This is a genomic window from Zunongwangia atlantica 22II14-10F7, from assembly GCF_002094855.1.
In the GTDB taxonomy this organism is placed as follows: domain Bacteria; phylum Bacteroidota; class Bacteroidia; order Flavobacteriales; family Flavobacteriaceae; genus Zunongwangia; species Zunongwangia atlantica.
In genome coordinates, this window is the sequence record NZ_ARYN01000007.1 from 19609 (window position 1) to 41901 (window position 22293).

At 36.4% G+C, this 22293-nt stretch carries 21 protein-coding genes; 9 read left to right on the forward strand and 12 right to left on the reverse strand.

Annotated features, from left to right (window positions below; translation table 11 throughout):
* Position 1 precedes the first annotated feature (1 nt).
* The 5 genes from IIF7_RS08515 (at position 2) to IIF7_RS08535 (ending at position 5379) form a co-directional block, all read left to right on the forward strand.
* Positions 2-1624 (forward strand): pyruvate dehydrogenase complex dihydrolipoamide acetyltransferase, encoded by a 1623-nt coding sequence (locus IIF7_RS08515; protein WP_084841267.1) that lies wholly within the window; start codon positions 2-4, stop codon positions 1622-1624.
* A 69-nt stretch (positions 1625-1693) separates the two neighbouring features.
* Positions 1694-2644, forward strand: a complete 951-nt coding sequence (locus IIF7_RS08520) for a M28 family peptidase (protein ID WP_084841469.1) — start codon at positions 1694-1696, stop codon at positions 2642-2644.
* A 1-nt stretch (position 2645) separates the two neighbouring features.
* A complete protein-coding gene (locus IIF7_RS08525) occupies positions 2646-3329 on the forward strand; it encodes an SDR family NAD(P)-dependent oxidoreductase (RefSeq protein ID WP_084841268.1) in 684 nt (227 codons plus the stop codon).
* 9 nt (positions 3330-3338) lie between these two features.
* On the forward strand, positions 3339-3938 hold the full coding sequence (locus IIF7_RS08530) for a SprT-like domain-containing protein (RefSeq protein ID WP_084841269.1): 600 nt from the start codon (positions 3339-3341) through the stop codon (positions 3936-3938).
* 22 nt (positions 3939-3960) lie between these two features.
* On the forward strand, positions 3961-5379 hold the full coding sequence (locus tag IIF7_RS08535) for a DUF389 domain-containing protein (RefSeq protein ID WP_084841270.1): 1419 nt from the start codon (positions 3961-3963) through the stop codon (positions 5377-5379).
* Here IIF7_RS08535 and IIF7_RS08540 read toward each other — a convergent pair.
* Together IIF7_RS08540 and IIF7_RS08545 are read right to left on the reverse strand one after the other, a co-directional pair.
* Complete coding sequence (locus tag IIF7_RS08540; RefSeq protein ID WP_084841271.1) at positions 5376-6140, reverse strand: ABC transporter ATP-binding protein; 765 nt, start codon at positions 6138-6140, stop codon at positions 5376-5378. The two genes, IIF7_RS08535 and IIF7_RS08540, sit on opposite strands and share 4 nt — an antisense overlap.
* Positions 6141-6142: 2 nt before the next feature.
* Positions 6143-6880 carry an MlaE family ABC transporter permease gene (locus IIF7_RS08545; protein WP_084841272.1) on the reverse strand — a complete coding sequence of 246 codons (738 nt, stop codon included), beginning with the start codon at positions 6878-6880 and terminating at the stop codon, positions 6143-6145.
* A gap of 115 nt (positions 6881-6995) precedes the next feature.
* Between IIF7_RS08545 and pafA the strand changes: the two genes are divergently transcribed.
* On the forward strand, positions 6996-8636 hold the full coding sequence (pafA, locus tag IIF7_RS08550; protein WP_245801593.1) for an alkaline phosphatase PafA: 1641 nt from the start codon (positions 6996-6998) through the stop codon (positions 8634-8636).
* Positions 8637-8709: 73 nt separating this feature from the next.
* On the opposite strand, the gene IIF7_RS08555 is transcribed toward pafA, so the two are convergent.
* The 5 genes from IIF7_RS08555 to gcvP all read right to left on the reverse strand — a co-directional run bounded on the left by IIF7_RS08555 (position 8710) and on the right by gcvP (position 14877).
* The gene (locus IIF7_RS08555) at positions 8710-9564 is read right to left on the reverse strand and encodes a glycosyltransferase family 2 protein (protein WP_084841273.1); all 855 of its coding nucleotides are present in this window, start codon (positions 9562-9564) and stop codon (positions 8710-8712) included.
* Positions 9565-9615: 51 nt separating this feature from the next.
* The gene (locus IIF7_RS08560) at positions 9616-10302 is read right to left on the reverse strand and encodes a 2'-5' RNA ligase family protein (RefSeq protein ID WP_084841274.1); all 687 of its coding nucleotides are present in this window, start codon (positions 10300-10302) and stop codon (positions 9616-9618) included.
* A gap of 10 nt (positions 10303-10312) precedes the next feature.
* Positions 10313-10831, reverse strand: a complete 519-nt coding sequence (locus IIF7_RS08565) for a class I SAM-dependent methyltransferase (protein WP_084841275.1) — start codon at positions 10829-10831, stop codon at positions 10313-10315.
* A gap of 1 nt (position 10832) precedes the next feature.
* Positions 10833-11891, reverse strand: a complete 1059-nt coding sequence (locus IIF7_RS08570) for a 3-oxoacyl-ACP synthase III family protein (RefSeq protein WP_084841276.1) — start codon at positions 11889-11891, stop codon at positions 10833-10835.
* A gap of 136 nt (positions 11892-12027) precedes the next feature.
* Complete coding sequence (gcvP, locus tag IIF7_RS08575) at positions 12028-14877, reverse strand: aminomethyl-transferring glycine dehydrogenase (protein ID WP_084841277.1); 2850 nt, start codon at positions 14875-14877, stop codon at positions 12028-12030.
* Between the two features lie 180 nt (positions 14878-15057).
* Here gcvP and IIF7_RS08580 point away from each other — a divergent pair, with 180 nt between their 5' ends.
* Complete coding sequence (locus IIF7_RS08580) at positions 15058-15882, forward strand: UbiA prenyltransferase family protein (protein WP_084841278.1); 825 nt, start codon at positions 15058-15060, stop codon at positions 15880-15882.
* Here IIF7_RS08580 and IIF7_RS08585 read toward each other — a convergent pair.
* From IIF7_RS08585 to IIF7_RS08605, 5 genes are all read right to left on the reverse strand, one after another.
* Positions 15860-16123, reverse strand: coding sequence for a zf-HC2 domain-containing protein (locus IIF7_RS08585; protein ID WP_084841279.1), 264 nt, complete (start codon positions 16121-16123; stop codon positions 15860-15862). The genes IIF7_RS08580 and IIF7_RS08585 overlap by 23 nt on opposite strands.
* A 2-nt stretch (positions 16124-16125) precedes the next feature.
* Complete coding sequence (locus IIF7_RS08590) at positions 16126-16677, reverse strand: sigma-70 family RNA polymerase sigma factor (protein ID WP_084841280.1); 552 nt, start codon at positions 16675-16677, stop codon at positions 16126-16128.
* A gap of 156 nt (positions 16678-16833) precedes the next feature.
* Positions 16834-18864 (reverse strand): M3 family metallopeptidase, encoded by a 2031-nt coding sequence (locus IIF7_RS08595; RefSeq protein ID WP_084841281.1) that lies wholly within the window; start codon positions 18862-18864, stop codon positions 16834-16836.
* A gap of 338 nt (positions 18865-19202) precedes the next feature.
* The gene (gene purE / locus IIF7_RS08600; protein WP_013073294.1) at positions 19203-19691 is read right to left on the reverse strand and encodes a 5-(carboxyamino)imidazole ribonucleotide mutase; all 489 of its coding nucleotides are present in this window, start codon (positions 19689-19691) and stop codon (positions 19203-19205) included.
* Positions 19692-19897: 206 nt separating this feature from the next.
* Positions 19898-21058 (reverse strand): 5-(carboxyamino)imidazole ribonucleotide synthase, encoded by a 1161-nt coding sequence (locus tag IIF7_RS08605; RefSeq protein ID WP_084841282.1) that lies wholly within the window; start codon positions 21056-21058, stop codon positions 19898-19900.
* Between the two features lie 120 nt (positions 21059-21178).
* Here IIF7_RS08605 and hpt point away from each other — a divergent pair, with 120 nt between their 5' ends.
* Together hpt and IIF7_RS21180 are read left to right on the forward strand one after the other, a co-directional pair.
* Positions 21179-21709, forward strand: a complete 531-nt coding sequence (hpt, locus tag IIF7_RS21175) for a hypoxanthine phosphoribosyltransferase (RefSeq protein WP_084841283.1) — start codon at positions 21179-21181, stop codon at positions 21707-21709.
* 10 nt (positions 21710-21719) lie between these two features.
* Positions 21720-22292, forward strand: a complete 573-nt coding sequence (locus IIF7_RS21180) for an adenylate kinase (protein WP_084841284.1) — start codon at positions 21720-21722, stop codon at positions 22290-22292.
* Position 22293: the final 1 nt, after the last annotated feature.

Below are 22293 nucleotides of genomic sequence, written 5' to 3' on the forward strand. Positions count from 1 at the left end.
TATGGCAGAAGTAATTAATATGCCTCGATTAAGCGACACCATGGAAGAAGGTGTTGTGGCAAAGTGGTTAAAACAAAAAGGAGATAAAGTAGCTGAAGGTGATATCCTTGCTGAAATCGAGACAGATAAAGCAACGATGGAATTTGAATCATTCCACGAAGGAACACTTTTATATATAGGAATCGAAGAAGGAGAAACTGCTCCTGTAGATACATTGCTAGCTATTATTGGTGAAGAAGGTGAAGATATTTCTTCATTAATTGATGGTAATGGTGGTTCTTCTGAAGAGACTTCGTCAAATAATGATGATGATAGCGAAGAAGAGGCTGAAGATGAAGATTCTTCTGAAGCTGGTGAAATTCCAGAAGGTGTAGAAATCGTAAAAATGCCTCGACTTAGTGATACTATGGAAGAGGGAACGGTTGCTACCTGGTTAAAGCAAGAAGGTGATAAGGTTGTAGAAGGAGATATTCTTGCTGAAATCGAAACTGATAAAGCAACTATGGAATTCGAATCTTTCTATGAAGGAACACTTCTTAAGATTGGTATTCCTGAGGGAGAAACTGCTCCTGTAGATAGTTTATTAGCAATCATTGGTCCTGAAGGAACAGATGTTTCTAATGTAACTGGAGATTCTGCTGGTAAAAAAGCTGCTCCTAAAAAAGAGAAAAAATCTGAAGCAAAAGAAGAGAAGAAAGAAGAATCAACTTCAACTTCATCAGATTCATCTTCAGAAGGAGGTAGAATCTTTGCTTCTCCTTTAGCTAAGAAAATGGCTGAAGATAAAGGAATCGATCTTTCTAAAGTAGAAGGTTCAGGAGAAAACGGAAGAATCGTTAAAAAAGATATCGAATCTTACAAACCATCTGAAGCTCCTGCTCCTAAAGAAACTAAAAAAGAAGCAGAAACTTCTGTAGCTGCTCCTTATGTTCCTGCTGGTGAAGAAAGTTTCGAGGAAATTAAGAATTCTCAAATGAGAAAGACGATTGCTAAACGTCTTGGAGAATCTAAATTTAGTGCTCCTCATTACTACCTTACTATAGAGGTTGATATGGAAAATGCAATGGCATCTAGAAAGCAAATCAATGCAATGCCAGATGTAAAAGTTTCTTTCAACGATATGGTAATTAAAGCAAGTGCAATGGCACTTCGTAAGCATCCTCAGGTAAATAGCCAATGGACAGGTGATGCAATGAAAATTGCTAAACACATCCATATGGGAGTTGCTGTTGCTGTAGAAGAAGGTCTTGTGGTACCTGTACTTAAATTTGCAGATCAAATGTCTATGACGCAAATTGGAGGAAACGTAAAAGATCTTGCAGGTAAAGCGCGTAACAAAAAACTTCAGCCAAAAGAAATGGAAGGAAGTACGTTTACCGTATCTAACTTGGGAATGTTTGGTATTACTGAATTTACTAGTATCATCAACCAGCCTAACTCAGCAATTCTTTCAGTAGGAACAATTGTAGAGAAGCCTGTAGTTAAAAATGGAGAGATTGTAGTTGGTCATACAATGAAGCTTACTTTAGCTTGTGATCATAGAACTGTAGACGGTGCTACTGGTGCTGCTTTCTTACAGGATCTTAAAACTTATATCGAGAATCCAGTTACTATGCTTGCTTAATCAAGCTGGTAATTTTAGAATATTATGGAATCCCGCGTTTACTCGCGGGATTTTTTTATTTTAGCTATTATGAGAAAACCACTTAAAAACTTAGGAATTCTAGCTATAGGTTTAGCTGGGATGCTTTCCTGTAATGCACAGGAGAATGCAGCAATAGATATTTCTGCGGAAGATATGAAAGCTAATTTGGAGTATTTGGCTTCAGATGATCTAATGGGGCGTAAAACAGGGACTGAAGGAATCGAAAAAGCAGCCAGTTTTATCACGAATATTTTCGAAGAAAACGGAGTAAAACCTTATTACGAGACTTATCGTGATCATTTTAAAATTGGGGACGTAGAGGCTTTTAATATCGTTGGTTATTTAGAAGGTAATGATGCTGAGCTAAAAGATGAATTTGTAGTTATTGGTGCGCATTACGATCATATTGGTGTTGGTAAGGAAGTAGATGGAGATAGCATTGCAAATGGCGCTAACGATAATGCTGCCGGTACCACAGCTGTTGTAGAGTTGGCGAAATATTTTTCTGAGATTAAAGATAATAAACGCAGTATTTTATTCATTCTTTTTAGCGGTGAAGAAATGGGCTTAAAAGGTTCTTTTCATAGTGCTAAAAAGCTTAAAGAAGCTGGGTTGGATCTTTATACTATGATTAATCTTGAAATGATAGGTGTGCCAATGACGGGGAAAGATTATCTTGCTTATGTCACCGGTTTTGAAGAAACCAATCTTGCTGAGAAATTTAACCAGTACACAGGCGAGAAAACTTTAGGTTTTTTTGAAGGAGCAAAACAGATGAATCTTTTTAAAAGAAGCGATAACTATCCTTTTTATGCTGAATTTAATGTGCCTTCCCAAACCATTTGTACTTTCGATTTCACTAATTATTCATATTACCATCACGTAAAAGATGAGGTTTCAGAAATGAATCCAGAGCATATGGCTAATGTTGTTGAAGCAATTATTCCTGGTATTCACCAAATCCTGAATACTCCAGAGAAAGAGATAAAAATGAATTAGAATGAAGAATGTTGTAATTACTGGAACAAGCCGAGGAATTGGCTTTGAACTGGTGAAACTTTTTGCTGAAGAAAATTATAATGTGCTGGCGCTGTCTAGAAATGATGCGCCAGTAGCCAAGCTGAAATTCGATAATATTAGCAGCTTTTCTTTTGATCTTGGACAGGAAACCGATTTAAAAAAAGCTTCAGAATTTGTGCAAAATGAATGGAATGGTAAAGTTGATATTCTTATTCATAACGCGGGTGCTTTTCTGAATAAAGCATTTCAGGAAACCAAATTAGAAGAATTTAGAGCTATTTACGAGGTAAATGTATTCGGTTTAATAGGCTTAACTCAGCAATTAATACCATTTATGACGTCTGCATCTCATATTGTTAGCATTAGTAGTATGGGCGGTGTTCAGGGAAGTATGAAATTCGCTGGTTTATCGGCATATTCTTCAAGCAAAGCCGCAATTATCACATTAACCGAATTGCTTGCCGAAGAATATAAAGAAAAGGGGCCTGTTTTTAATGTTTTGGCCTTAGGGGCTGTGCAAACCGAAATGTTGGCTGCAGCATTTCCGGGATTAGAAGCGCCACTTTCAGCAGCAGAAATGGCTTCATATATTAAGAATTTCAGTATTACAGGAAGCAAATTTTATAACGGGAAGCTGCTTCAGGTTTCAAATAGTACGCCGTAAGACTTTAAAATGAATCAGGTGTTATCCAGATATTTACCAAGCCATGCGGTAGAGCCGGCTTTTATGCTTATTAAAGATAATAATGTGCATTTAAAAGTGGTAGACGAGCGTAGAACGCGACATGGCGATTACCGCAGAATGCCAGATGGTACTCAGCAAATCACGGTTAATGCCAACCTGAATAAATATCGGTTTTTAATTACTTTGGTACACGAAATTGCCCATTTACTGGCTTTCGAGAAATATGGCCGAAGAATAAAACCACACGGGCAGGAATGGAAATTTACCTTCAGAAATCTAATGTTACCATTTATTCGTCCAGAGATATTTCCGTCAAAGTTACTTCCTATTATTGCAAGTCATTTTAGAAATCCTACAGCAAGTAGTGATACAGATGCCCGCTTATCTATCGCGTTAAAAAGTTTTGATCAGCCAAACGATAAAAACTATATTTTTGAAGTTCCGGCAGGAGCTTTATTTCGAATTTATAACGGGAAGGTTTTCAAAAAAGGTCCAAAACGAATTAAGCGATATGAATGTCTGGAAGTAAGTACCGGGAAGATTTATTTATTTCAGCCTAATGCTGAAGTAGAACTTTTAAAAGCTTAGTATTTGATATTTTTCTGAAGCTATGGAAAACGAGAATGAGAATTTAGAGAAGAAAGAAGAATACCGCGTACAGGCAAAAGGCTTTTTGCAAAGTACAAAGGTCTTTGTAAATGATCTTTTAGATATACGTACAGATAGTGATCGAGAGTCGACATTAGAGGCGGTACGAAAAGATATTTCCTTTAAAGGGCATAACGCCTGGATTCTTATTTTCTCCATTTTTGTAGCTTCCATTGGGCTAAATGTAAGTAGTACAGCAGTGGTTATTGGTGCCATGCTTATTTCGCCCCTAATGGGACCAATTGTTGGGATTGGCATGTCTGTGGCAATAAATGATGTTGATACTTTAAGAAAGTCGCTTAAAAACCTAGGGATTATGGTGGTTTTAAGTGTGCTTACAGCTTTTGTATATTTCAAAATTTCTCCGGTTACCGAGATCACTCCAGAGTTAGAAGCTAGAACCTATCCAACGATATTAGACGTTTTAGTCGCTATTTTTGGTGGTTTGGCGCTAATCGTTGGGAAATCAAAAAAAGGAACAATTGCCAGTGTGATTATGGGAGTAGCGATTGCTACTGCTTTAATGCCGCCACTTTGTACCGTTGGTTTTGGTCTGGCAAATTCACAATGGCAAAATGCCGGGGGTGCTTTTTACCTATTTTCGATAAATGCGGTATTTATCGCACTATCTACTTTTGCGGTAACTAAATTACTTGGTTTTCCTTTGGTGCGTTATGCTAATAGTAAGCGTAGAAGAAGAACAGCACAGGTAGCATCGGCCGTTGCAGTTATTGTGATGATTCCAAGTATTATTCTTTTTATAAATCTGCTGAATAAAACTTTGTTCGAAACTAAAGCAAAAGACTTTGTGTCTAATGATGTGCGCTATCTGGGGACAGAGGTTTTAAAACAGGAAGCTGATTTTGATGATAAAACAATCGATATTTATTTGATTGGTAAACGTGTTCCTGAAACTACTGTGGCAACCTGGAGAGCCAGATTAGCTGAGATTGAAGCACTAAAAGAATCAAAATTAATTGTGCATCAAAGTGCTGAAGAAGGCGGTAATTTAGATGAACTTTCAACCCAGGTTAGAAGCGGAATTTTGGAAGATCTATATCTTAAAAATCAGGAAGTGATTGAGGATAAAGATTCGAGAATAAAACTGCTGGAGGATCGTATTAATAGCTTTAGAAGTTCTCTATTCGATTTTAATAGCTTAAGCAAAGAGGCGCAGGCCAATTATGAAGAGATCGAAAATCTTGGTTATTCTAACCAAATCGTTACAGATTTTAAAAAGACAGACACTATTCCTACCTTTTCGATAACCTGGAAAAACAACATCTCGTCCAGAGAAAAAGAAGCAAATAGACAGAAGTTTGAAAAATGGCTGAATGTTAGATTAGCCTTGGACACGCTAACAGTAAAATCGGTTAATTAATAACCTTTTAATTGTGCATCTCTTACCTTTTTAAAAAGGTCTGAAGAATATACAAAATCGGTTACTGTTTTATCTTCTGTTCTAAAAATCTCGTCTTTGGTTCCTGTCCAGGCTAAAACGCCATCTTTAAGGAAAGCGATTTTTTCACCAATTTCTAAAACCGAATTCATATCGTGGGTAATTATGATAGTTGTAATATCAAATTCGTGAGTGATTTCCTGAATTAGATTATCAATTACCGTTGCTGTAGTTGGATCTAGACCAGAGTTAGGTTCGTCACAAAAAAGGTATTTTGGTCTGTTCACGATTGCACGAGCGATAGATACCCGCTTTTGCATCCCACCACTAATTTCTGAAGGCATTTTATCGTCTGCTCCCACAAGGTTTACACGTTCCAGAACTATTTTTACACGTTCTTCCATTTCAGACTTTTTCATTTTGGTGAACATCTTTAATGGGAACATCACATTTTCTTTTACGGTCATCGAATCAAATAACGCACCGCCCTGAAATACCATTCCTATTTCTTTCCGTAATTCACGTCGCTCTTCATCAGTAAATTCGCTGTATGGTTTTCCGTCGTATTCTATGATTCCTTTTTCCGGAGTAAAAATTCCGAGCATATTTTTTAAAAACACACTCTTTCCAGATCCAGATTGGCCAATAATAAGATTTGTTTTTCCGCGTTCAAAAACAAAATTAAGTCCTTTTAAAACTTCTTCACCGCTAAATGACTTATGTAAATCTTTTACTTCTATCATAATTAACTTAATAGTAATTGAGTGGTTGCATAATTAGTGATAATTAAAACCACGCTAGTCCATACAAAAGCAGTGGTGCTGGCCTGTCCTACTTCTAAAGCTCCACCTTTCATATAATATCCGTGATAGGCGGGGACGGTAGCCAGAATAAAGGAAAATAAAAAGGTTTTTATAAATGCGTAAACAAGATGAAACGTAACAAAATCGTCCTGAAGCCCCGTTATAAAAGCATCTGGCTTTACAAATCCTCCTAAAACAGCGGCCACATAAGCTCCTAAAATTCCTAAGAACATAGAAATCGCTATTACAAAAGGATAAGTTAACATAGCGATGATCTTTGGAAAGATCAGGTAGTTTTTTGAATTAATTCCCATAACCTCTAATGCATCAATTTGTTCGGTTACACGCATAGAGCCAATGCTGGAAGTAATAAATGAACCTACTTTTCCTGCCATAATTATAGAAATAAAGGTTGGCGAAAACTCCAGTATTACCGATTGCCTTGCTGCAAATGCTACCAGACTTTTAGGAATAAGCGGGTTGTTTAAATTTAATGCAGTTTGGATGGCTACCACCGCTCCAATAAAAAATGATAGAAAACAAACAATCCCTAAAGATCCAATAATTAGTTCGTCTATTTCCTTAAAAATAAGATCTTTTAAAACCGATCGTTTAGTCATTCTGCCAAAGACACCTTTCAGCATTAAAAAATATTCACCGATGGAGTGTAGATAGGTCATTCAACAATTTTTGTAAAGCTAAAATACTAAATTTTACTTCGAAAGTATTTAACGTAGAATTAAACTTTAACGTCTTAAGTTTAGTACTTTTGAAGTGTTCTTCAAACAAATAATTATGAAACGGATATTTTCAGCAGCGTTTATGCTGCTAATTGCTTTTTCATCTAAAGCACAAAGCCCTAACACTAATGCAGATAAACCCAAACTTGTGGTTGGAATTGTAGTCGATCAAATGCGCTATGATTATCTAAACAAATTTTGGGATAAGTATGAAGAAGGCGGATTTAAAAGAATAATCCAAAACGGATTTAACTTTAAAAATAACCATTACAACTATGCGCCAACCTATACCGGGCCAGGACATACTTCGGTTTGGACAGGAACCAGCCCAATGAATCATGGGATTATTGGTAACGATTGGTTTGATAAGTTTACCGGAGAAATGGTGTACTGTGCGCAAGATGATAATGTAGCTTCAGTAGGAACTACAACAAATGCAGGGAAAATGTCTCCTAACCGCATGCAAACCACAACTTTGACAGATCAAAATAGATTACATACGCAGTTTAGAGGTAAAACAATTGGCGTTTCTATAAAAGATCGTGGAGCTATTTTACCGGCGGGACACACAGCTAATGCTGCCTATTGGTATTCTGGTGGTAACGATGGGAAATTTATTTCCAGTACCTATTACATGGAAGAGTTGCCAAAATGGGTTCAGAAATTTAATAAATCTGGTAAAGCAGATTCCTATTTAAAAGAATGGAATACCCTTTATGATATTGAAACTTATACTGAAAGTGGTGTAGATGAAAATACTTTTGAAGGAGGTTTCCGCGGAAAAGAAACAGCAACTTTTCCTTACGACATTAAAAAATTGAGTAAAGAAAACGGAAATTACAGTATTATCCCGCAAACTCCTTTTGGTGATGATATTACTCTAGATTTTGCACTTGCAGCAATAGAAGCTGAAGAATTAGGCCAGGATGAAGATACAGATATTCTAGCTCTTAGTTTTTCAAGTACAGATAAAGTAGGGCATAACTTTGGGGTGAATTCTAAAGAAGTAGAAGATACTTACCTAAGATTAGATAAAAATCTTTCAGATCTTTTAACCTATCTAGATAAGAATGTTGGAGAAGGAGAATATACTATTTTCTTAACTGCAGATCACGCTGGTGGTCACGTAGGCGGTTATTTAAATTCAGTAAAAATCCCAACAGGGAACTTAGATTACGGAAAATTGAAAAAAGAATTTACAGATTTTGCGAACCAGCAATTTGGTGAAGGTCTTATTAAAAACGTGTCTAACGATCAAATTTTCCTTGATTATGAATTCATGGCCAATGAAGATCTAAATCCTGCAGATGTAGAAACCAAGATCGAACATTTCTTAATTCAGCAGCCGGGAGTTTATAAAGTATATACGCGTACAGAATTGCAATCGAATAATTTTTCTAACGGGATTGGTTACTTAATTCAAAATGGATTCAACCAAAAACGAAGCGGCGATATTATGATTGTAGAGCATCCTGGTAGTGGTTACGGTAGAGGTTCTACGCATGGTAGTGTTTTTAATTACGATACACATACGCCATTATTGTTTTTTGGAGCCAGAGTGCCACATGGAGAAACTTTTGAGCGTTCAGAAATTGTAGATATCGCGCCAACAATGGCAGCTTTGTTAGGAATAGAATATCCTAACGGAACAAGCGGTAAACCATTAGCAATTATGTTAGATAAAGCTTCAGAATAATTTTTTCTGAAATGATAGTCAAATAAAAAAAAGCTCCTGAAATTATCGAATTTCAGGAGCTTTTTTTATCTCGTTATTTGAAGATTTTAGCCTTCATTTTTTTCCAGCGCAAGGTTCTAATGAATTTTGCTTCTTCTTCGGAAACCAATAAATTTTCATTTTCTTTTTTCGCCTGAAAATAACCTTTTAAATACGCCGGGAATAAGCTAAGGTCATTTTTTAAAGTCGCTAATTTAGCTGAAGCAATTGTTGTAATCAAAAAACCGTAACCTAAGCGATAAAAAGCTTTTCCTTGTTTATATCGCGAAGCTTTTGTGTTGTAATTCGCTCCGGTAGGTTTTAGATGTTTTACGTGTAATTTTTCAGTGGTTTTAATTGTCCAACCGTGAAACTGGGCTAAAAGTTCATCTACAGTATCCCAGCCCATAGCAGCTTTTAATCCGCCAATAGCTTTAAAACAATCCTTACGATAGGCTTTTAAAGCTCCTCTAATATGGTCTTTATCGGTTAGATTTTCGATAATCCATTCCCCATTTTTCTCGATGGTACAATGCCCTGCGGCCATACCTATTTTTGGATCTTTTCTAAAGATGTCAATAATTGTTTCCAGGTAATTTTCTGGGAAAATCAGGTCGGCATCAAATTTACATATCAAATCATAATGATCATCAAGATCTGCTAAGCCGGCATTAAAAGCATTGATCACTTTACTTCCCGGTTGATGCGCTTCAGATGAGGTTGTGTTTTTTAGCTGAATAAAAGGATGATTTTCGATAAATTCCTGAACAATTTTTGGAGTTTCATCTGTGCTTTGGTCGTTTACCACCACAATTTTTGAAGGTAAAAATGTTTGATTTATCAAAGACTGAAGCGTTAAACCAATAAAATCTGCCTCGTTATGTGCCGGGATGACGATATAAATTCTCAAAAGCTAAAGTTTAGCGTAAACTTACGATATTCTATAATTTCAGTATAAATTTTATAAACTGAAGTTCTCTAGTAAAATGGTGTTTTCAGCTTTTTGATACCAGTCATTAAAAACTAATTCTAAATTTTTCACTTCAAAAGTTCCAAAATCGGTTGCGAGATGTTGTTCTGTAAACTCAATTAAATTTTCTGGTTGTTTTAAGCGGTGCTGAAATCGTAAAATGGTGCTATGGGCTGTTTTTAAAGCATATCGCTGGTCTAAACTCTGTTCTAAATCGGTTTGTCTAAAATTTTTGCGAAGTGAGTTTCGTATGTTATTTAAGTTGTTGTCTTTTGGATAGCCGTTTACTAAAATTCCGCTTGGATTTAGGGAAATTCCTTTAAAATGAATGCTGAAATTATCGATTTTGGATATACTTTTTTTAATGAGCTTAATGTAATCTTCAATACAGATTTTGTTTAAACTGAAACCAGAGTAGCAGGAGATAATCGACATTATTGTAATGTGAAAATCTTGTTGTGGATAAAAATATTGATGAGGTTCGAAGCTTGAAATTTCCTGAAGGATTTCGTTTATCTTGAAACAAGTAGTTGCGTTGGGGCGGGCGAGTAAGGTGATGCCGCGACGCAGATCTTCAGGGTTAAAAATATCTTTATCTATAAAATAGCTTCCGTTTTTAACTAATTTTACTCCGTTAGCATGAATATTTTGGTAATGTTCCTGAAGCTCAAAATTCATTTAAAAACTTCTATTTTCGTTCAGCATAAACGGCATAATAACGCGGAGTAAAGCGCCGTAAAATTGGTCTTATTCCGATTTTATTTACGGGATTGGTCCATTTTAAGCGGTCTTTTATTTCCCAGCCAGATTTTTCTAAAAGCCAATCGAATTGCCAATCTTCAAATTCATGATAATGGCGATCTCGCATATCTGTTTTACTTCGATAAGCTTCAGAAAACCATAATTTAAGCGGTACGCTGGCAACTAACTTTTCAGCTTTTATATTCTTTAAGATCGTATAAGGATTGAGTAAATGTTCGAAAATTTCAAAAGCGGTAACAACTTCAAAATCTTGTTTTACAATTTCGAATTTCTCATCCAGATCTTCTCCGCCAGTATTGGTAACCTTAAAACCTTCTTTCAGCATAATTTCAGAAAAAGGATTTTTTACTCCTAAATCTAAAATATTAGAAGGTGCAGAGACATGTTTGTTTAAAAATTCTAGTGTTTTTTGAAATCTTTTTCCGGGATAGGTGTTTTCGTACATCTTAATATTCGTAAACTATGGCGTTAATATTCATACCCGCACCTACGCTGGCAAGCATGATAATATCGCCTTTTTGCAATTCCTGATTATCGATTTGTTTGTTGATCACTAAATCCAGTAGGGTAGGAACCGTAGCAACACTGCTGTTTCCTAATTCCTGAATAGTCATTGGCATCACGCCATCTGGAACTTTCTCGCCAAAAAGTTTATAAAAACGCTTTAAGATGGCTTCGTCCATCTTCTCGTTAGCCTGATGAATAAATACCTTTTTTAAGTCTTTAATGCTTTTACCGCTTTTCTCAAGGCAGGATTTCATGGCCTTAGGTACATTAATTAGTGCAAATTCATAAATTTTGCGTCCATTCATTTTTATGTAACGCACATTAGGATCTGAATCTTGAGAATTAGATTTGCCAAAATAAATGTAATTGGCTTCGTTATAAGAATAGGTAGCCGATTCGTGTGCTAAAATTCCGCCACCATCTTCACTGGCTTCAAGAATCGCTGCTCCGGCACCATCAGAAAAAATCATGCAGTCACGGTCGTGTTTGTCTACTACTCGGGATAAAGATTCAGAGCCTATTACCAGGCATTTTTTTGCCATTCCGCATTTAATAAAAGCTTGTGCCTGTATCATACCTTCTATCCAGCCAGGGCAACCAAAAAGTACGTCGTAACATACACATTTTGGGTTTTTAATGCGAAGATGATATTTAACTCGCGTAGCCATGCTAGGCACCGTATCACTTTGTATAGATCCTTTTTTAACATCACCATAGTTAGTTGCTACAATGATGTAATCTAAGGTTTCAATATCTATATCTGCGGCTTCAATTGCCTTTTGTGCAGCAAGAAAAGCAATGTCTGATGCGTTTAAAGTATCGTCTAGATATCGGCGTTCTTCGATACCGGTAATGTCTTTAAACTTTTGAATGGTTTCTTCGTTGGAATGAGGAAACTTACTACCGTCTAAATTCTTGAATTCATGTAATTGGAAATCGGCATTTTTCGTAATAACATTTGGGATATAGCTTCCCGTTCCTGAGATCTTAATATTCATCTTTCATTTTCGATTATTAAGGGAAGATAAGAATTATATATGGCATTCCTAATAAAATGTTAATGCGTTTTTCTATAATTCATAAAAAAAGGCTATCAAATTTGATAGCCTTTTAACGATATAAAAGTTTTGTTTATTATGCTTCCATATATTCCTCTATCGGAGGACATGTACACATTAAATTTCTATCACCAAAAGCTTCATCTACTCGGCGTACACTTGGCCAAAATTTATTCTCTGCAATATATTCTAATGGGAACGCAGCTTTTTCTCTGCTGTATGGTAAATTCCATTCTGTAGCGGTAAGCATTTTAATAGTATGCGGAGCATTTTTAAGCACGTTATTAGGCTCGTCTGCAGTAGATTCTTCGATCTCTTTTCTAATAGAGATTAAGGCATCACAAAAACGATCTAATTCAGCTTTGCTTTCACTTTCTGTAGGTTCGATCATTACGGTTCCAGCAACCGGGAATGATACCGTTGGCGCATGGAAACCATAATCTATAAGGCGTTTTGCAATATCTGTAACTTCGATTCCATTTTCTTTAAATGGGCGACAGTCTAAGATCATCTCGTGTGCAGCACGTCCTCTTTCTCCAGAGTATAAGGTTTTATAATGGCCAGAAAGTCTTTCTTTAATATAGTTTGCGTTAAGAATAGCGTATTCAGTAGCTTTTTGTAATCCGCCACTTCCTAACATTTTTATATATCCGTAAGAAATTAAGCATACCAAAGAAGATCCCCATGGCGCTGAAGATATAGCTCCAATTGCTTGTTCTCCTCCAGTTTTAATTACTGGGTTTCCTGGTAAAAACGGAACTAATTGTTTTGCAACACAGATAGGGCCAACACCTGGGCCACCACCACCGTGAGGAATAGCAAAAGTTTTATGAAGGTTTAGGTGGCAAACGTCTGCGCCAATATTTCCTGGATTGGTTAAACCAACCTGAGCGTTCATATTTGCACCATCCATATAAACCTGCCCGCCATTATCATGAATAATCTGAGTGATCTCGCGAATAGCAGATTCAAATACACCGTGAGTTGAAGGATAAGTTACCATTAAAGCAGAAAGATTGTCTTTGTGCTCAATCGCTTTTTCTCTTAGATCTTCAATATCGATGTTTCCGTTTTCTGTTGCTTTTGTTACCACCACTTTCATTCCTGCCATTACCGCAGACGCTGGGTTAGTACCGTGTGCAGAAGAAGGAATTAAACAAACATTACGATGTCCTTCGCCACGAGATTCGTGGTAAGCTCTAATTACCATTAATCCTGCATACTCTCCCTGTGCACCAGAGTTTGGCTGTAAAGAAGTAGCTGAAAAACCTGTAATTTCGGTTAATTGATCTTCTAATTCTTTAAGAACTATCTGGTAACCTTCAGCTTGTTCTACAGGAGCAAATGGGTGAATATTTCCCCATTGTGGGTTACTAAGTGGTAACATTTCTGAAGCTGCATTTAGCTTCATAGTACAAGAACCTAAAGAGATCATCGAATGATTTAATGAAAGATCTTTACGCTCTAATTTTTTGATATAACGCATTAATTCAGTTTCTGAATGGTATGCGTTAAAAACTTCGTGAGTTAAGAAATCTGTTTTTCTCGAAACAGCTTCAGGAATAGCGTTGATTTCTTCTAATGCTGAAAGTGCTTCAGTTTCTTTGTCGGCTACTTCAGCAAAAATTGAAGCTACCGTATTTACATCTTCTGTAGTTGTTGTTTCGTTTAAAGCAATAACAACAGTTTCTGCATCTGGATAATAGAAGTTATATTCTTTAGCTTCCGCAGCAGCTTTAATTTTTTCAGCATCTGCTTTAACCTGAAGGGTATCAAAATAAGCTGAATTTACCTGTTCAAAGCCTAACTTCTCTAGTTGAGAAGCTAAATTAGTAGTAGAATAATGAACGGTATCAGCGATATATTTTAATCCTTTTGGCCCATGATAAACAGCATACATTCCTGCCATTACCGCAAGTAAAACCTGTGCAGTACAAATGTTAGAAGTTGCTTTGTCTCGCTTAATATGTTGTTCCCTGGTTTGTAATGCCATTCTTAAAGCATGGTTGCCATCGGTGTCTTTTGTTACTCCAATAATACGACCAGGAAGGTTTCTTTTATAAGCTTCTTTAGTGGCGAAATAGGCAGCGTGTGGCCCGCCGTAACCTAACGGAATTCCAAAACGTTGCGTAGTTCCTACAACTACATCTACACCCAATTCACCAGGAGCCTGTAGTTTTAATAAACTTAAAATATCTGCAGCTACTGCTACTTTTATAGAGTTTTCGTTACAATTATTTACAAAATCGGCATAATCGAAAACCTGGCCATATTTTCCTGGATACTGAATTAAAGCTCCAAAAAATTCAGCTGAAAAATCAAATTCAGCATGATCGCCAAGTACAATCTCGATACCTAAAAATTCTGCACGAGTTTTAATTAATGAGATGGTTTGTGGTAAAACCTCTTCAGAAACAAAAAACTTATTTACATCGTCTTTCTTCTGTTTACGATCTCTAACCGCAAATAACAATGCCATAGCTTCGGCTGCTGCAGTAGATTCATCTAAAAGAGAAGCGTTGGCAATTTCCATCCCGGTAAGGTCGCTAACCATGGTTTGGAAATTCAATAAAGCTTCTAATCTTCCTTGTGCGATTTCTGCCTGGTATGGCGTATAAGCCGTATACCATCCTGGATTTTCTAAAATATTACGTTGTATTACCGCCGGTAAAATTCCCTGGTGGTAACCTAGGCCAATGTAAGATTTAAAAACCTTGTTCTTAGCCGCCAGTTTCCCAATATGCTCTGCGTATTGATTTTCACTAAGCGCTTTTGGTAAATTTAGGGGCTGTTTTAAACGAATATCGTCTGGGATTGTTTCGTAGATAAGCTGCTCTAAACTATCTGCACCAATAGTTTGAAGCATCTCTTTAAGATTTTCTTCTTTAGGACCAATGTGTCGAAGGGCAAAAGAATCTGTTCTCATTAAATAAAATAGTTGTGTTTTTGATGGCGCGAAATTACATAATTTCAACGTAAATATTTAATGATTAGGCGATACACTTTTAAAGATTTTTTAACCTTAACTAAACTGTTGATTTTTAATAAAATTGAATCTGATTTTAGCGAATATTAGACTGAATTTTTAAATCGCTATTTTAGCCGTGTGAAATGGCTTAAAAATCTCTTTAAACTTTATATAAATTCTAGTATCCACACCGGGATTGCGGTGCTTTGTTTTACGCTGGTCACTTTTTTGGAATTTGGAATAGAAATCGACCAAAATCTGCTGGGTTTTATTTTCTTCGGAACAATTAGCAGCTATAATTTTGTAAAATATGCTAGTGTAGCCAGATTACATCATTCTAGTTTAGCTGAAAACCTTAAAATTATACAGGTTTTTTCTTTTTTCTGTTTTATAGCGCTTTTATGGTTTACGCTGAAGCAGGATTACAAAACTTTGTTTGTGTCTTCAATTTTAGGAATGCTCACCCTGTTGTATGCAACGCCGGTTTTAAAAGGACATCAAAATTTAAGGAATATCGCCGGGATTAAGGTTTTTGTAATTGCTATAACAGCAACGGGAACCGGAGTTTTATTGCCTTTACTTCACCAATATGAGATCTCGCTTCAGGATAAAATTTTAGTCGTTTTTCAACGAATCTTGATTCATATAGTGCTGATGCTTCCATTCGAGATTCGGGATCTTAAGTTCGATGATCCTTCCCTTAAAACTATTCCGCAGTTGTTTGGCGTAAAAAATACCAAGATTTTTGGAAGTGTTTTAATGCTAATTGCGGTAGGTATTTCGATTTTTAGAACAAATATCGGAAACCAAAGCTTTACCGGTTTGTGTGCTTTTTCTGTGGTAGTAATTGGGATGCTTTTGGCTTCAAGAATAAAGCAAAAGCCTTTTTATGCTGCTTTTTGGGTAGAAGCAGCGCCCATTTTCTGGGTGCTTATTTTAGTTATTCTGAATGTGATTTTTTAAGCTCTTCTTCTATAGCATTGCGCCAGCATTCTTTTTCTTCTTCGCTGCAACACTTTAGTTTTGCTTTCTCGATAAGTTCTGTAAGTCTGGTGTTCTTCTCACTGTACTCTCTACAACGAGGGCATTCTGCCAAATGCTCTAGCAATTGAACTTTTTCAATTTTATCAGCTTCTTTATACTGGCCTTTGTCACAACAGCATTCAGCCTTATCACAATCAATATATTTCTTTTCTTCCTGCATAATTAAAACCAATTTTGTTCCAGACAGGCAGCTAATGCCGTTCTGGCTCTGTGGATTATCACCCAAAGGTTAGACGGAGTAATGTCGAATTCTTTACAAATAACTTCGGTATCTACACCATCTATCGTTTTCATCTTAAAGATTTCAGCGTGTTTAGAATTTATTTTTTCTAAACAATCTAAAATCGCCATCCCAAGTTCGGTATTTTCCATATCTTCTTCGGCGGTTTTATCAAATTGATCGGCAACCTGCTCTTCCAGCCAGTCACCGTCATTTTCACCGTCGCGATAATTTATATGAACTTCGGCCTGACCTTTTTTCGAATTCATCTTGCGGTAATGGTCGATGATCTTTCTTTTAAGGATCGAAATTAACCAGGTTCGTTCACTGGCTTCTCCCTTAAAATTTTCCATCGATTTAAGACCGGCAAGAAAAGTTTCTGAAATAAGATCGTTGGCAATCTCACGATCATTTACTCTTACAATCGTATAATTGAAGAGATAATCTGAGTATTTGTCTACCCACTTTGTAGGATCTATGGTATGCGTTGACATTGTTTTTGTCGTGAGATTATCAGTCAAAAATAAGAAAACTTATTTACTCTGAATAATGGTTTATATGCAATGAAATTTTTCGGATTTGAAGTGTAGTCATCCTGAATCAATCCGACCTTGATGCCAAATAAATTCAGGATGACTATGATTGAAAAATTACTTCTCGATCAATCCAGCTCTTTTTAACAAAGCCTCTGGCTGAGGTTCTTTTCCACGGAAGCGTTTGTAAAGCGTCATTGGATGCTCTGTTCCCCCCATAGAAAGAATATTGTTTTTGAATTTGTCGGCCACTTCTTTGCTGAAAATTCCTTTTTCGCTGAAGTATTCAAAAGCATCGGCATCTAAAACTTCTGCCCATTTATAAGAATAATATCCTGCCGAATATCCTCCCTGGAAAATATGAGAAAATGCGGTACTCATACAATTTTCAGGAACGTCTGGATATAATTTTGTAGGCTCGAAAGCTTTGTTTTCGTGTGCTTTTACATCATTTACCTCAGTAGGATCAATAGCGTGCCAGCTTAGATCCAGCATTCCAAAACTCAACTGGCGAACGGTTTGCATACCTTCCTGAAAATTCGAAGATTCTTTGATCTTCTCTACTAATTCCATCGGGATGGCTTCGCCGGTTTTGTAGTGCTTTGCAAATAATTGAAGTGCTTCTTTCTCGTAGCACCAGTTTTCTAAAACCTGACTTGGTAATTCAACAAAATCCCAATACACATTAGGTCCGGATAAACTTGGATAAACCGTATTGGCTAACATTCCGTGCAACGCATGACCAAATTCGTGGAAAAGCGTGGTCACTTCATTAAAAGTTAATAATGAAGGTTCAGATTTAGTTGGTTTCGTGAAATTACAAACGATCGAAACATGTGGGCGCTCTTCTTTTTCGTTTTTTACATACTGAGATTTATACTCGGTCATCCAGGCGCCTCCACGTTTTCCCGGTCTTGGGTGAAAATCGGCATAAAATAAGGCTACATCTTTACCATTTTCATCGGTAACATTATATGTTTTTACATCTGGATGATACTTTTCAACCTCGCTGGTTTCGTTGAACTGAAGTCCGTATAACTTGCCTGCAACCGTAAAAACACCATCGATCACATTTTCTAATTTGAAATAAGGCTTCAGCTTCTCATCATCTAAATTGAATAATTTTTGCTTCAATTTTTCGCTGTAATAAGCCGAGTCCCATTTTTCCAGTCGGTCGATATTATCTAATTCTTTCGCGAATTCTTCAAGTGTTGCAAATTCTTTTTCCGCAGCAGGTTTAGCCTTTTCCAAAAGTTCATTTAAGAAGCTATCCACTTTTTCGGGAGTTTCGGCCATGCGTTCCTGCAATACAAAATGCGCATGCGTTTCGAAACCTAAAAGTTGTGCTCGCTGATACCTAAGTTTAGCGATTTTAAGCACATTTTCTTGATTGTCTAATTCATCACCATGAAATCCCTTAGCACCAAAAGCAATCGCCATTTTCTTACGAAGCTCACGATTTTTCGCATACTTCATAAACGGGATGTAACTTGGATAATCTAAGGTGAAGATCCAGCCTTCTTTATCTTTGGATTCAGCCACAGCTTTAGCTTCCTCTTTAAAACTTTCTGGTAATCCGTCAAGATCTTCTTCGTTGGTGATCTGTAGCTCAAATTTGTTGGTTTCAGCTAAAACATTTTCACCAAAATTTAGGCTTAAAGCAGAAAGTTGCTTGTCGATCTCTCGTAATTCTTCCTGTTTTTCCTTCGGAAGATTAGCGCCATTTCTAGAAAAAGCCTTGTATTTTTTATCTAAAAGCGTCTTTTGCTCTGTCGTAAGATCTAACTGATCTTTTTGATCGTAAACCGCTTTAACGCGTTTAAAAAGAGCTTCATTTAAAATAATATCATTTCTGAATTCTGATAAAAGGGGAGAAACTTCCTGTGCAATCTTTTGGATTTCAGCATTAGTTTCAGCGGAATTAAGGTTGAAGAAAATACTGGTCACACGATCCAGTTTTTCTCCTGAAAATTCTAATTCCTCTATAGTATTTTCGAAAGTTGGTTCAGTTTCAGCTGAAGCAATATTTTCGATCTCAGATTTTGCTAATTGTATGGCTTCGGTAATTGCAGGCTTAAAATGTTCAGTTTCAATCTTAGAAAACGGAGCAAATTTAAAATCCTGCAATAGCGGGTTATTTGTACTCATAATACCTTCAATTTTTTTCGAAAATAAAATGAGCAAAGCCTAAGCCATAAGTTTGAAAAGGTATGTTATTTCAGGTTTTAAAGATTGATTGCCAGAATTATCGATTTTGAGCCTACTTTTTCGGACGAATTGGCAGGATGTCAATTAGCAGGCAGCTTTCAGCTTTTAGCAAATTTCATTACAGATTAGTTCTGAAAAAATGCTGAAATCTCATTCAAAATTCAGCATTTAAAATTCAACATAAATTTACCGTCTCTCAAAATCTAAGAGCGAATCGTCTCAATTCTAAATACTAACAGCAACGCGATCTAAGATCTAAAAGCGAAGCGATCTAGAAACTACTTCTTCTTAACCTCTTCAGCGCCTTTGATCACTTTTTCTTTAAGGCCTTCTTTGTAAACCAACACTTTATCCTGAACACATTTATCTGCAGCACCAATGATTTGCGCGGCTAAGATTCCGGCGTTTTTGGCTCCGTCTAAGGCAACGGTTGCAACCGGTACTCCGCCTGGCATTTGAAGGATTGATAAAACAGAATCCCATCCATCGATGGAGTTTCTAGATTTTACTGGTACTCCAATTACAGGTAGTGGAGAAAGAGAAGCGATCATTCCTGGTAGGTGAGCGGCTCCACCGGCGCCAGCGATAATTACGCTAATTCCGCGAGTATGAGCATTTTTTCCGTAGTCAAATAATTTCTCCGGAGTTCGATGTGCTGAAACAATATCTACTTCAACTTCGATATCAAATCCTTGTAAAATATCTACTGCTTCCTGCATTACCGGCAGGTCGCTGGTGCTTCCCATTATTATTCCTACTTTACTCATAGTGTTTATATTTTAGCTACTAATCTTTTAATTTATAGTATCTTTTATTTTCGTCATTCCGTGCCTGACACGGAATCTCATCCTGATTAGAAAATCGATTGAGACCCTGAAACAAGTTCAGGGTGACGTGTAATTTATTGTTAAGGTTAGTTTGTTTGTAAGTTAGAGGGATAAGAAATTGAGGCAAAAATCGATTTGATATCTTTCTAACTTCTACTAATTACTTTAATTTCTCCTTTAACCTGTTCGGCCACTTTTCTAGCTTCGTCAATATTTTCGTTTACAATGGTGACATGTCCCATTTTTCTAAAAGGACGAGTGATCTTTTTTCCGTAGATATGCGGAGTAACGCCGTCCATTTTCATGATCTTATCGATATTCTCGTAAACTACTTCGCCTTCGTGATCTTTATCGCCAACAAGATTCACCATAATTCCGCCTACTTTACTATCGGTATTTCCTAATGGTAAATCTAAAATAGCTCGTAAATGTTGTTCAAATTGGTTGGTGTAACTAGCTTCAATGCTATAGTGACCACTGTTGTGAGGTCGTGGAGCAACTTCGTTTACCAGGATTTCATCTTCTTTTGTTTGGAACATTTCAACTGCTAAAAGGCCAACATGCTCAAAAGATTCAGATACTTTTTGCGCTACCGCTCTTGCTTTTTCGGCAACATGATCTTCGATCCTTGCAGGGCAAATTACATATTCTACCTGGTTGGCAGTTGGATGAAATTCCATTTCTACCACAGGATAGGTTTTAACCTCGCCACTTGGTGTTCTGGCAACGATCACCGCAAGCTCATTTTTAAAAGGAATCATTTCTTCAGCAATACACTCGGCATCCGGTAAATCTTTTAAAGCTTCAGCTTCTTTGATCATAGAAACACCTTTTCCGTCGTAACCGCCTGTTGCACTTTTCCAAACAAAAGGTAAAGATCTGGCACCAGATTCAACATCTGCGATAAGATTCTCTATTTTTTGATAGGTTTTAAATGGCGCGGTAGGAATTTCTTTTTCAGTATAAAACTGTTTTTGTACGGCTTTATTCTGAATTTTTTCTAAGGTTGCAGCACTTGGGAAGGTTTTAATTCCTTCTGCTTCTAATGCTTTTAAAGCTTCAATATTAACACCTTCAATCTCAAAAGTAAGCACATCAACTTTTCTTCCGAAGTTTAAAACCGTTTCATAATCCATAAGATCACCCTGTTCAAAATAATTGCAGGCAATTTTGCATGGAGCTTCGTCGCTAGGATCTAAAACGTATGTTTGGATATCGTACTTACGAGTATCGTAAAGCATCATTTTACCCAACTGGCCACCACCAAGAATTCCTAGTTTAAAATCTGAAGAAAAGTAATTAATCATATTTGCGATGTTTGTGCAAAAATAAATTTTTACATCAGATTGCCCTATTTATTCTTATAGAAATTGGTAGAGTGGTGTAAATGAGATTCCTTATCTTTGCTTCTTTAAAAAATTGAAGTTTTGGTAAAACTACACGATCTTGTTTTTGAACCTTATGTAAGTGAGGAAGAAATCAATGAAGCAATCAATAAAATCGCTGATAAACTAAATGCAGATTATAAAGACGAGCGACCTGTTTTTCTTAGTGTTTTAAATGGTTCTTTTATGTTTTCTTCTGAAATTATGAAGAAATATAAAGGAGAATGTGATATTCAGTTTGTGAAGCTGGGATCTTATAAAGGAACCGAATCTACCGGAGATGTAAAAACCTTAATTGGGCTTACTAAATCTTTAGCCGGTAAGAAAGTGGTAATTTTAGAAGATATTGTGGATACTGGAGGCACGCTTAAAGAACTCGATCAGATTTTAAATGAAAAGAATGTGGCAGATTATAAAGTTGCAACGCTTTTTCATAAACCTTCCATGTATCGCGAAAAATTCAAATTAGATTATACAGGAATCGAAATTCCGAATGAATTTATAGTAGGTTATGGATTAGACTATGATGGTCTTGGCCGTAATCTTACTTCTGTATACAAACGTAAATCGTAAATAAATACACATGACAAATTTGGTACTCTTTGGCCCTCCGGGAGCGGGCAAAGGAACTCAGGCAGATATTCTTAAAGAGAAATATCAGTTAGTACATATTTCTACCGGAGATGTTTTTAGATACAACATCAAAAATCAAACAGAATTAGGTTTAACCGCAAAATCGTTTATCGATAAAGGTCAGTTAGTGCCAGATGAGGTAACGATTAATATGCTTAATGCTGAAGTTGATAAAAATCCTGAAGCTAAAGGCTTTATTTTTGACGGTTTTCCTAGAACAGAAAATCAGGCTGATGCTTTAGCTGAATTTCTTAAAGGAAAAGGTACTGAAGTTAAAGCAATGATCGCTTTAGAAGTAGAAGATGAAGTATTGGTAAAGCGTTTGTTAGAAAGAGGAAAAACCTCTGGAAGAAAAGATGATGCAGACGAAGCTGTGATTAGAAACAGAATTACAGTGTATTACGACGAAACTGCCATCTTAAAAGAGTATTACAAAAAACAAGACAAATATTACGGTGTTGATGGCGTAGGTTCTGTAGAAGAAATTACCGAAAGAATTAGCAACGTAATCGATAAATTATAAT